The 11,746-nt window shown below is 61.7% G+C and carries 11 protein-coding genes; 7 read left to right on the forward strand and 4 right to left on the reverse strand.

The genetic code is table 11. The features are described 5' to 3' along the window. The 4 genes from urtD to urtA form a co-directional block, all read right to left on the reverse strand. A complete protein-coding gene (urtD, locus tag P3T20_RS26285) occupies nucleotides 1-738 on the reverse strand; it encodes an urea ABC transporter ATP-binding protein UrtD (protein ID WP_074264043.1) in 738 nt (245 codons plus the stop codon). After that, the gene (gene urtC, locus P3T20_RS26290) at nucleotides 735-1,874 is read right to left on the reverse strand and encodes an urea ABC transporter permease subunit UrtC (protein ID WP_074264044.1); all 1,140 of its coding nucleotides are present in this window, start codon (nucleotides 1,872-1,874) and stop codon (nucleotides 735-737) included. Before urtC ends, urtD begins: the two co-directional genes overlap by 4 nt. 1 nt (nucleotide 1,875) lies before the next feature. Continuing rightward, on the reverse strand, nucleotides 1,876-2,778 hold the full coding sequence (gene urtB, locus P3T20_RS26295) for an urea ABC transporter permease subunit UrtB (RefSeq protein ID WP_429288276.1): 903 nt from the start codon (nucleotides 2,776-2,778) through the stop codon (nucleotides 1,876-1,878). 90 nt (nucleotides 2,779-2,868) lie between these two features. Then, nucleotides 2,869-4,062 (reverse strand): urea ABC transporter substrate-binding protein, encoded by a 1,194-nt coding sequence (urtA, locus tag P3T20_RS26300; RefSeq protein ID WP_074264046.1) that lies wholly within the window; start codon nucleotides 4,060-4,062, stop codon nucleotides 2,869-2,871. A 429-nt stretch (nucleotides 4,063-4,491) separates the two neighbouring features. Here urtA and P3T20_RS26305 point away from each other — a divergent pair, with 429 nt between their 5' ends. The 7 genes from P3T20_RS26305 (at nucleotide 4,492) to P3T20_RS26335 (ending at nucleotide 11,691) form a co-directional block, all read left to right on the forward strand. Beyond that, nucleotides 4,492-5,658, forward strand: coding sequence for a transporter substrate-binding domain-containing protein (locus P3T20_RS26305; RefSeq protein ID WP_429288277.1), 1,167 nt, complete (start codon nucleotides 4,492-4,494; stop codon nucleotides 5,656-5,658). Continuing rightward, on the forward strand, nucleotides 5,655-6,263 hold the full coding sequence (locus P3T20_RS26310) for an ANTAR domain-containing response regulator (protein ID WP_074264048.1): 609 nt from the start codon (nucleotides 5,655-5,657) through the stop codon (nucleotides 6,261-6,263). The genes P3T20_RS26305 and P3T20_RS26310 overlap by 4 nt, the downstream gene beginning before the upstream one ends. Before the next feature lie 175 nt (nucleotides 6,264-6,438). Next, on the forward strand, nucleotides 6,439-7,218 hold the full coding sequence (locus P3T20_RS26315; protein WP_074264049.1) for an amino acid ABC transporter substrate-binding protein: 780 nt from the start codon (nucleotides 6,439-6,441) through the stop codon (nucleotides 7,216-7,218). Between the two features lie 20 nt (nucleotides 7,219-7,238). Further along, the gene (locus P3T20_RS26320) at nucleotides 7,239-7,919 is read left to right on the forward strand and encodes an ABC transporter permease subunit (protein ID WP_074264050.1); all 681 of its coding nucleotides are present in this window, start codon (nucleotides 7,239-7,241) and stop codon (nucleotides 7,917-7,919) included. Beyond that, nucleotides 7,916-8,683 (forward strand): amino acid ABC transporter ATP-binding protein, encoded by a 768-nt coding sequence (locus tag P3T20_RS26325; RefSeq protein ID WP_074264051.1) that lies wholly within the window; start codon nucleotides 7,916-7,918, stop codon nucleotides 8,681-8,683. Before P3T20_RS26320 ends, P3T20_RS26325 begins: the two co-directional genes overlap by 4 nt. Nucleotides 8,684-8,989: 306 nt before the next feature. After that, nucleotides 8,990-10,363, forward strand: a complete 1,374-nt coding sequence (locus tag P3T20_RS26330; protein ID WP_074264052.1) for an MmgE/PrpD family protein — start codon at nucleotides 8,990-8,992, stop codon at nucleotides 10,361-10,363. Further along, nucleotides 10,360-11,691, forward strand: a complete 1,332-nt coding sequence (locus tag P3T20_RS26335) for an LLM class flavin-dependent oxidoreductase (RefSeq protein WP_074264053.1) — start codon at nucleotides 10,360-10,362, stop codon at nucleotides 11,689-11,691. The genes P3T20_RS26330 and P3T20_RS26335 overlap by 4 nt, the downstream gene beginning before the upstream one ends. The last annotated feature ends 55 nt before the right edge of the window (nucleotides 11,692-11,746 follow it).

Below are 11,746 nucleotides of genomic sequence, written 5' to 3' on the forward strand. Positions count from 1 at the left end.
TCAATGTCCCAGATAGACTTCAATCACACGGGGGTCGTTTTGCACCTGGTCCATCGTGCCTTCGGCAAGCTTCTTGCCCTGGTGCAGAACCGTCACCTTGTGAGCGACCGATTTCACGAATTCCATGTCGTGTTCGATAACCACCACCGAGCGTCCCTTGGCAATCTCGCGCAGCAGCGCGCCCGTTTGCTCGCGCTCCTTCGCGCTCATGCCGGCAACGGGCTCGTCGAGCAGCAGCAGTTCTGGGTTCTGCATCAGCAGCATGCCGATTTCGAGCCATTGCTTCTGGCCGTGGGATAACTGCGCGGCCTTGCGGTCGAGCTGGTCGGCGAGGAAGATCATGTGCGCGATGCGGTCGATTTCATCGCGCACGGTCTCATCACGGTGAAAGAACAGACAGCCGATCACGTCGCGCTTCTTCGGGTAAGAGATTTCCAGATTCTCGGCCACGGTCAGATCTTCGTAGACGAGCGGATTCTGGAATTTGCGACCTACACCCGCACGGGTGATTTGATATTCGAGCATGCGCTCGAGGTTCAAACCTTTGAAGGCGATCGTTCCGTAGGTCGGTTTCGTCTTGCCGCAGATCATGTCGAGCAGCGTGGTCTTGCCGGCGCCGTTGGGGCCGATCACGACGTGCAGTTCGTTTTCTTCGACGTAGAAGTTGAGATCGTCGACCGCCTTGAAGCCGTCGAACGACACCGTCAGGTTCTCGACCGAAAGAATCATCTGGGTCATTGGGCGGCTCCCTGACGTTCGCGCAGCCATTCGATGACACCGGCGAGCCCCTTGGGCAGGAACATCGGCACGAAGATAAAGAGGCCGCCGATCAGGTACAGCCAGAAGCCAACAAAGTTTTCGGAGAGAAAGCTCTTGGCCGCGCCGACCAGGATCGCGCCATATACTGCGCCCACCAGCGACAATCGTCCGCCCACCGCCGCGTAGATCACCATCTCGATCGAAGGCACGATGCCGCACACCGACGGTGAGGCGAAGCCGACCTGCAGCGTGAACATCGCGCCGCCGATGGCCGAGAACAACGCTGCCACGGCGAAGATGAAGCCCTTGAATAGGGCGGGGTCGTAGCCCGAGAAACGGATGCGGTCCTCACGGTCGCGAATTGCGATCAGTACCTTGCCGAGACGGCTCTTCAGAATAAAGCGGCCGGCGAGGATCGCCGCCAGCAACAGGCATGCGCTCACGTAGTAGAGCAGGTAGACAGCAGTGTCGCTTTGCACGCTGTAACCCATGAAGGTGGGCAGATTCGTGATGCCGTTGATGCCGCCGGTGTAACCCTGTTGACCGATGATCACGATCGACATGATCGACGCCAGCGCGAGCGTCACGATCGAAAAGTACACGCCGCCCACTCGCTTGCGGAAGTTCGCGTATGCGAGGATAAAGGCGAGCAGCGTCGGCAGGATCACGATGGCGGGCAGGGCAAACCACGCGTGCTCAAAGGGCGCCCACCACCAGGGCAGCTTGTCGATGCTGTTCCACGTCATGAAGTCAGGCACGGGCGGTCCACCGTTGCCGAAGACTGCGGCGGCAGGATCGGCTGAGGTTGCCTCGAGCTTCATGTACATCGCCATCATGTAGCTGCCGAGACCGAAGAAAATGCCTTGTCCCAGACTCAGAATGCCGCCGTAACCCCAGGTGAGCACGAGCCCGGCTGCGCAGAACGCGAAGCTCAGATACTTCGCGAACAGGCCGAGGCGGAAGGAGCCGGACACCGCAGGAATGGCAACCAGCAGGAGCAGCGCGAGAATCACGACGGAATAGCGTTCGAGCAGCAGCGTCGCACGCAAACCGGGGCTGAGTGCCGCTGCCGGCGGATTCGATGTGCGCGGCGATGAAATCGGAAGGTCTTTCATGTTAGCGGCGAGCCTTGAGTGCGAAGAGCCCGTTGGGCCGGAAATACAGTGCGACGATCACCAGCAGCAGAATGGCCGCTTTCGCCATCGAACCGCTCAGGACCAGTTCGAACATCGATTGCAACTGTCCGATCGAGAACGCCGAGAGGAAGGTGCCGACAAGGCTCTCGACGCCGCCGAACACCACCACGATGAAGGTGTCCACAATGTATTGCTGCCCGGTGACCGGACCGGTCGAGGCGAGCATCGTGAGGGCGCTGCCAGCAATGCCAGCGAGGCCGCAGCCCACCGCGAAGGTGACGGCGTCCACGCGTTCGGTGTTGATGCCGGCGGCGCCTGCCATCGCGCGGTTCTGCATCACGGAGCGGATCCGCAGGCCCCAGCGGCTGCGAAACAGAAACAGGTACACCGCGAGCGCCACCGCCAGCGTGAGACCGATGATAAAGATGCGCGAGAGCGGAATCGCCATACCGGGTGTCGGATTCCATGCGCCCTGCAGCCACGTCACGGTGGGCACGCTCACATCGATGGGGCCGAATACCTGCCGGTAGAGTTGCTGCAGTACCAGCGACAAGCCCCAGGTGGCCAGCATGGTGTCGAGCGGCCGGTGGTAGAGAAAGCGGATCATCGCGCGTTCCAGCACAAAGCCGACCGCGCCCGTCACCACGAACGCCACCACGATCCCGACCAGAAAATAAGCGCCCATCAGCGAAGGCAGATAGCGGGCGAACACGATCGAAGTCAGATAGGTCATGTACGCACCGAGCGCCATCAGCTCGCCGTGCGCCATGTTGATGACGCCCATCAGGCCGAACACGATCGCAAGACCGATTGCCATCAGTGCCAGCACGGTGAAGAGCGACAGGCCGTTGAAGACCTGGGTTAGAAAAGTATCGAGAGTCATCGCAGTTCTTTTGCCGGAAAGGATGCCTGGAAGACAAGGCGCGATGGGTTAGCATGCCCATCGTCGCCCGGGTAACGCACGAGCCTTTCCTTAGCCCAGTTTCGGGAATGGGTTCGGCTCGATCAGCGGCGACTCGTACAGAATGTCGACCTGTCCGTCGGGTTTGAAGGCGCCGATTCGTGCGTGCTTCCACAGGTGATGATTGCTGACGTGGAAATGGATCTGTCCTTCCGGTGCATCCCAGCCGAGATTCGACGACGCCGCGACCACCTTTTCCACGTCGAAGCTTTTGGCCTTTTCCGCCGCGAGCTTCCACAGGTACACGGAGGTATAGGCGGCTTCCATCGTGTCGCCGATCACGCGGTCCGCGCCGTACTTCGCCTTGAACGCCGGGACGAACTTCGCGTTCACCGGGTTCTGCACGCTCTGGAAGTAGCCCATGCACGAGAGCACGCCGGTCAGGTTGTCGCGGCCGATACCGATGGCTTCTTCTTCGGTCACGGCGAGCGCCATGATCGGCTGGTTCTGGCCGGTGATGCCGACCGAGTTCAGCTGCTTGTAGAACGCCACATTCGAGCCGCCGACGATCGTCGAGAGAATCACGTCGGGCTTGGCGGCCTTGATCTTGTTGATAACCGACGAGAACTCGACCGTGCCGAGGGGGAAGTAGTCTTCGCCCACGACGGTGCCGCCTGCCTTCGCAATGGTCGGATGCGCGATACGGTTGGTGGTGCGCGGCCAGATGTAGTCCGAACCGATCAGGTAAAACTTTTTGCCCTTGTTTTTGGCGAGCCAGTTGACGGCCGGTATCACCGATTGCGTGGCCTCCTGACCCGTGTACATGATGTTCTTCGACATCTCGAGTCCTTCGTAGTACGTCGGATAGTAGAGCAGACCGTTATAGCGTTCGAACACGGGCAACACGGCCTTGCGCGAGGCCGATGTGTAGCAGCCGAACACGGCGGCGACCTTGTCGCTTTCCACCAGCTTTTGAGCCTTCTCGGCGAAGGTCGGCCAATCGCTGGCGCCGTCTTCGACGATGGGCTGGATCGGGCGGCCTAGCACGCCGCCCGCGGCGTTGATTTCGTCGATCGCGAGTTTCTCGGCATCGACCACGTGTGCTTCGGCAATCGCGACTGTCCCCGTCAACGAATGCAGGATGCCGACCTTCACCGGGTCTGCCGCCGAGGCAGCACGCGAGGCCAGCATCAGCGAACCCGGGATGGCGCCGGCAGCGGCAGTGGCGATCGCGGTCTTCAAAAAGTCACGTCTATTGTTCTTCATGGCGCCCTTCACAAAAGTTGAAGACAAAAAAAAGCCCGAAACCAGCGGTTAGCTGGTTTTCGGGCTTTTTTGGCCGGTGTCATGCAAGACGCCTTTGTCTCGCACAACGAAACTCGTTAGGATCGAGGGTGCAGGTCTCGGCTCCACACTCGATCACGAGCAGCGATAACGCAAAAGCTGTGCCATCGGTGTTGTGTGCGCAAATTTGCAGGCGTCCTCAAGCACGCAATTCACGCGCAACGCCTTTTGGTTCGGTACATTACCGTCAGCTCGCAGGCAGCGATCGTCTTTCCGGCTTCATCGTTTTGCCGTGCCGCGTGTTCCCCAAGCTGGTGTGAACGCGCACAATGCCCGTGCATGGAACCGGAGTCGTGCACAACGCTGCGCGCTGGTGGGCCGCTCAACCTGCCGTCACTTTCTGGCTGAAATATGACCTCATCATCCAATGGGCCGATCAAGGTCGGCGTGCTGTTCTCCTCGTCCGGCGTGACCGCTCCGATCGAGTTGTCGCAGCAGCGCGCAACGATTCTGGCGGCCGAGGAAATCAACCTTGCCGGCGGCATCAATGGCCGTGAGTTGCAACTGGTGTTTCGCGATCCCGCTTCGACGCCGGCCCGTTATGCCGCGCTTATCCAGCAGTTGATCGTCGAGGAACAGATTCGCGTCGTGGTGGGTTGCTATATGTCGAGCACGCGCAAGGCGGTGATTCCAATCGTCGAGCGGCACAATGCCTTGCTGTTCTACCCGACACTCTATGAAGGATTCGAGTACAGCCGCAATGTGATTTACACCGGCGCCGCACCGAACCAGAACAGTCTGCCGCTCGCGGACTATATGCTCGGGCAATTCGGATCTCGTGTGTTCATGGTCGGCTCGGATTACATTTACCCTTACGAGTCGAATCGCATCATGAGCGATCTCGTGTTCGAGCGCGGCGGCGAGAAGCTCGAAGAAATCTATCTGCCTCTCGATGCCGGCTGGTCCAGCTATCTGAGCGTAGCGAAGAAGATCGCGGCGCAGGCGCCCGACTTCGTCTTTTCGACCGTGGTGGGCAGCGGGATCTCGCACATGTATCGCGCGTTTGCGGAGGCGGGTCTCGATCCTTACAAGACCCCGATTGCGAGCCTGACAACCAGTGAAACGGAAGTGGCGGCGATGGGCGCCGCGCTTGGCGAAGGGCACATCACTGCGGCGACCTACTTTCAATCGGTGAGCGATCCGGTCAATCAGCGTTGCCTCGCCAACTATCACCGGCGCTTCGGCGATGGCGTCGTCACCGACATGTGCTGGGAGGCCGCTTACTTTCAGATGCACGTGCTCGCCAACGCGATGCGCATTACCGGTGGCGACGACACCAACGCCTTGCTCAAGACGTTGCCGGGGCTCGAGCTGAATGCGCCGCAGGGGCGTATCCGGATCGACGAACACAATCACCACACCTATCTGCATCCTCGAATCGGGCGCCTGAACCGGCATGGCCAGTTCGATATCCTGAGCGATTCGCCGGGGTGGACGCGCGCGGACCCGTTTGTCATTTCGCACTCGCTGGTCGATGAGGCAGCCCCACATGGTGGCCCCGACGAGGTGCGGTCATGAAGCAGCGCTCGTCTTCCCGTACCCCTCAGGCGCTTCGCGATATCCGCTCGCTCAGCGTGCTGGCCATTCATCCTCAGGATCAGGACGGCGAAGAGCTGCTTGGACAACTGTGCCGCATCGGCTGCAAGGTTCAGATGATCTGGCCCGCGGTCGACACGTTGCCCGATGCTACCGACGTCGTGTTTCTCGCCGTCCGTCCGGAGACACTCTCGGTCAGCCTGCCGTGGATGAACGCGAAGAACGCGCCGCCGGTGATTCCCGTCGTCAGTTACGAGAATCCGATCATCATCGAGGCGGTCATGCAATTGGGCGCGTATTGCGTGGTGCCGTCGCCGGTGCGTTCGTTCGGCCTGCTGACGGCGATTGCCGTCACGCTGAACCAGCACCGCAATCGCCTGCAAATGGAGCGCTATATACAGCGCGTCGAGGACAAGCTTGCCGAGCAACGGCAGATCCAGCGCGCCAAGACCATCCTGATGGAAACCCGTAATCTCTCCGAGCAGGAGGCCTACGACCTGTTGCGCTCGCAAGCCATGGTCAAGCGCGAGCACATCGAAACGATCGCCGAAGCGATCATCAAGGCCGATGAGGTGCTGCGCTTCTGACATGCGCCAAACCCCCGCAGCGCGCGGCTGTGCGGCTTATCACCATGGCGCATATTCTTCGGAAACTTGATGCTTTGTAGAAATGGAGACGCTTTGCTACAGTCCGCCCACTCTGCCGGGGCGGCTAGCCGGGCAGCACTGAATCTCCATACCAATACCTACGGAGCACCTTCTCATGAAATCGATTCGTTCCATTCTGCTGATTGCACTGCTGCAGGCCGTGAGCGTCACGTCTGCGTTCGCTGCGGACGAACTCGCCCAGATCAAGTCGGCCGGTGTATTCAAGGTCGGCACGGAAGGCACCTACGCGCCCTTCACGTACCACGACGAATCGGGCAAGCTGACGGGCTTCGACGTGGATATCGCGACTGCAATCGCACAACGTCTCGGCGTCAAGCCGGAGTTTGTCGAAGGCAAGTGGGACGGTCTGATTGCCGGCCTCGACGTGAACCGCTACGACGCGGTGATCAACGAAGTCTCGGTGACGGATGCACGCAAGGCCAAATACGATTTCTCGACGCCGTACATTACGACCCGCGCGGTGCTGATCGTGCGCACGGACAATACGACGATCAAGACATTCGATGACCTGAAGGGTAAAAAATCGGCCAACACATTAACCAGTAATTTCGGCAAGATCGCCAAGGATCATGGCGCCGATGTGGTGCCCGTGCAGGGCTTTAACGAATCGATCGATCTGCTGACCTCCGGCCGCGTCGACGCGACCGTCAACGATTCGCTGTCGTTCCTCGACTTCAAGAAGCACAAGCCGGATGCGCAGGTGAAGGTCGTTGCCACGGACAACTCGAGCGACGCGGACCAGTCGGCCGTGCTGCTGCGCAAGGGCGACCCGGCACTGGTGGCCGCCATCGACAAGGCGCTGGCCGACATCAAGGCGGACGGCACGTACGCGAAGATCTCGGCGAAGTATTTCGGCAAGGGCGTCTCCCAGTAAGCGCCGGGACGGTCTGAATCATGCCAGCCTGGTTGCATCTGATGGCGCAGTCGCTGTGGCCCCTCGTCTACGCGGGGCTCGTGTTTACTGTGCCGCTCACGCTCGCTTCGTTCGCGCTCGGATTGCTGCTGGCGTTTGCCGCCGCCCTGATCCGCCTGTTCGGGCCACGCTGGGCAGTGTCGATCGTGCGTTTCTATGTCTGGCTGATTCGCGGCTCGCCGTTGCTGGTGCAACTGTTCGTGATCTTTTACGGACTGCCGAATGTCGGGATCGTGCTTGACCCGTTGACGGCGGCCATCATCGGTTTCTCGTTGAATGTGGGTGCGTATAACTCCGAAGTGATTCGCGGAGTGATCGAATCGATTCCGAAAGGGCAGTGGGAAGCCGCCTATTCGATGGGGATGACGCGCGGCGAAGCGCTGCGCCGCGCGATCCTGCCGCAGGCGGCGCGGGTTGCGCTGCCGCCGTTGTCCAATTCGTTTATCTCGCTCGTTAAGGACACTTCGCTTGCGGCCGTGCTGACCGTGCCCGAGGTGTTTCAGGCCGCGCAACGCATCGCGGCGGTTACCTATGAGCCGCTGATTCTGTACTCGGAGGCGGCACTCGTTTATCTGGTGATCAGTTCGGTGTTGTCGTCGGCGCAAGTGAAACTCGAGCAGCGGTTCGGCCGGCATGCATTGTTCCAGGCAGGTAACGGATGATCAAGCTCGAACAGATCGAGAAGTTCTTTGGCGAACACCGCGTGTTGAGCAAGGTCGATCTGACGCTTGCCTCCGGCAACGTCACCGCCTTGATCGGCCCGTCGGGCAGCGGCAAGAGCACGCTATTGCGCTGCGTGAACCTGCTGGAGATCCCCGAGGGTGGTGCACTCGAACTCGGTAACCAGCGGCTCGAATTTAGCCGCGAACAAAAGCCCGCGCGCGACGCCGTGCTGGCGATCCGGCGCCGCACGGGCATGGTGTTTCAGAACTTCCAGTTGTTCCCGCATTTGACGGTCATCCAGAACGTGATGGAAGGACTGCTGACGGTGCAGAAGTGGGACAAGGCACGGGCGCGCGAGCGGGCGCATGAACTATTGACGAAGGTCGGCATTGCGCATAAGGCGGATGCGTGGCCCGCCACGCTGTCGGGCGGGCAGCAGCAGCGTGTCGCGATTGCGCGGGCGCTGGCGCCGTCGCCGGAGGTGTTGTTGTGCGACGAGCCGACCTCCGCACTCGATCCGGGCCTGGCCGCCGAAGTGGTCGAGGTGCTGAGGCAGCTCGCCAGCGAAGGCATGACGATGCTGATGGCGACGCATGATCTGCGTCTGGCGGCATCCATAGCACGGGACGTGGTGTTTCTGAATAACGGCGTCGTGGTGGAGGCGGGCGCATCGCGGCAGATCTTTACGCAGCCTCGCGAGGCGGAGACGGCACGCTTTGTGTCGACGCTGACGCAGCATTTGCCGGATGCCTGGGTGGAGTGAAGCGCGCGTACTGCTCCACCTGGCCGGCGTGACCTGCCCCTCCGACAACGGCACAAGGATTGGCCGAACGGCGCTGCGGACGCCTCCGTTGCAGCATCGCTGTAAACGCGATATCGAAAGCGGGAAATCTTGTTTGTGACAGGCGGCGCCGTTCGCTAGCATCCGACTCATAGCCGTATGCTGGCGATGCGCGTTTGAACGCTCATGCCGCATGCTTCTCGTCGTGCTGCTTGAATCCGGTTGGTCTTCTGGCAACGGAAACTCCGCCGGGTCCGGCGTGCGCTCTGCAGGTCTCCACTGTCCGATATGTCCAGCCTATCCACATTGACCCCTCCTGAATCTGACGGCAACGTAACCCGCCGCCTCGCACTGGCCATTACCAGTACCTCACCCGCTGATTCCACCGAAGCAATCGCTGCCGCGCGGCTCGGTGTGCTCGACTTTCTTGCTGCCGCCTTCGCGGGCGCGGACGATGCCGGTTATCGCAAGCTGCTGGCGGTGATCGGTGCCGGCAGTCGCGGCGAGGCCGCTGTGATCGGCTACCCGGCAAGCGTCAGCACACTCGATGCAGCCTTGCTCAACGGCTATGCGGGCCACGCGCTCGACTACGACGACGTGCACAGCAGCGTGCGTGGCCATCCCAGCACGGTCCTGCTACCGGCGCTGTTTGCGCTGGCGCAGACGCAGCGCAGCAGCGCAAACGAGGTGCTGGCCGCCTACGTGGTAGGCGTCGAGACGATGGCGCGGCTCGGTCTGGCGCTCGGCAGCCGCCACTACGAGCAGGGCTTTCACAACACCGCGACGCTTGGCACGCTAGGCGCCGCGGCGGCTGCGTCGTTCCTGCTGCGGCTGGATGCCGAGGCGATCGAAAACGCATTGGGGCTTGCCGCGACGCAATCGGCTGGCCTGCGTCTGCAATTCGGCAGTGAAGCGAAACCCCTGCACGCGGGACAGGCCGCCCGCGCCGGGCTGCTGGCAGCGCAACTCGCCGCCGCCGGTTTGCACGGCTCGCCCGGTGCTCTGGATGGCCCAACCGGCTTCTTCTCCGTGTTCGGAGCCGGCGCAGCGCAGCCTGCGAGGGTGCTGGAAGGCTGGGGTCCGCCCTGGCAGATTGTCGCGCCGGGGCTCTACTTCAAGCCGTGGCCTTGCTGCACGGCCACGCACTATGCCGTGCATGCAGCCTTGACGCTGCGCGCCGCGCATCGACTGACACCGCGGGATATCGAGCGCGTGGTCGTGACCTTCCCGCCCGGCGGCGATACGCCACTATCAGGCGAGCTACCGTCGACCGGTCTCGAAGCGCGCTTCAGCGTCGAATACGCGGTGGCCGCTGTGTTGACGGATGGCGGGGCGGGTGTCGCCACCTTCGCTGACGTGCCGGTACGCGCCGAATTGACGGCGCTGGCAGCACGCGTGTCGCGTACCCACGACGAGACTGCGCCACGCGCCTCGACCGATCCGTCGACGCGTTTCTCGACCGTCGCGATCACATTGAAGAACGGCACCGTGCTCAGCCATAAAACCGACCGGCTCTATAGCGCCGCAGACCTCCCCGCCAAATTCGCGGATGCGGTCGACCAGCACGCCGGATTCGCCACGCTGCCAGCCGTGGTAGACACGATGCAGAGCGCGGACGAACTCGCCTTCATTTTCGAAACGTTTGCAAAGATCAAAGCATGAGTACCCTTCACACCACAGCCGCAAAGCGCCAGATGCGCCTTGGACTCTTCATCCAGGGCGCAGGTCACCACGTCGCGGGCTGGCGTCATCCCGACGCGCAGGCCGGTAGCGAAAACCTCGCGTTGATGCAGCGGATCACCCAGACCGCGGAACGCGCGAAGTTCGATATGGTGTTTCTCGCCGACGGCCTGACGAGCGGGCCGGATGCGCATCCGTCGATGGCGATGCGCATCGAGCCGCTGTGTCTGCTGTCGGCGCTTGCGATGGGCACGCGGCACATCGGCCTCGCCGCCACCGCGTCGACGACGTATAGCGAGCCATATCACGTGGCGCGTGCCTTTGCCTCGCTCGATCATCTGAGCCAGGGCCGTGCCGCATGGAATGTCGTGACCACCTCGTACGACCGGACCGCCGCGAACTTCACGCGCGGCAATCATCCGGATCACGCGTTGCGGTACGAGATGGCCGGTGAATTCGTCGACGTGGTCAAGGGTCTGTGGGATAGCTGGGACGACGATGCGCTCGTGCGCGACAAGGCAAGCGGCGTCTACTTCGATCCCACCAAGGTGCATACGCTCGCTCACGAGGGCCGCTTCTTCTCGGTGAAAGGCCCGTTGAACGCATCGCGTCCTCCGCAAGGTCACCCCGTGGTGATTCAGGCGGGCTCCTCGGGTCCAGGGCAGGATCTGGCCGCGCGCACCGCGGAGGTAGTGTTCACCGCGCAGCAGACCCTCGACGAAGCACGCATCTTCTATCGCGACCTCAAGGGCAGGCTGGCGAAGTTCGGCCGCGAAGGTGAGCAACTGCATGTGATGCCAGGCGTGTTCCCGGTGATCGGCAGAACCGAGCAGGAAGCGAAGGACAAGTATGCCCAGTTGCAGCAGTGGACCGATACGTCGGGTGCCTTGACGCTGCTGTCCGATCGTCTCGGTCACGATGTCTCGAAGTTTCCGCTCGACGGTCTATTGCCGGAGCTGCCGGAGTCGGAGCAACTGAAAAGCCGTGCGAAGTTGCTAACCGACCTCGCACGCCGCGAAAACCTGACGCTACGTGAGTTGTATCACCTGGTGGCGGGCGCGCGCGGACATCGTATCGTATGGGGCACGCCGACCCAGGTCGCGGATGCGCTGGAAGAATGGTTCGTCGGCGAAGGTGCGGATGGTTTCAACATCATGCCGCCGTATTTCCCGGGTGGCCTCGATGACTTTGTCGAACTGGTGGTGCCGGAGTTGCAGCGGCGTGGCCTGTTCCGCACGGAGTATTCAGGCACGACGCTGCGGGACCATCTGGGACTGACGCGGCCGGCGAGTCGTTACGCGGCGCGCTGATCGTTAGTTCGAGTAACGAGGAATGTGGCCACATGCGTGTGCGCATGAGTTGCCA

This window comes from Paraburkholderia sp. GAS206C, from assembly GCF_050435645.1.
Lineage (GTDB): Bacteria > Pseudomonadota > Gammaproteobacteria > Burkholderiales > Burkholderiaceae > Paraburkholderia > Paraburkholderia phenazinium_B.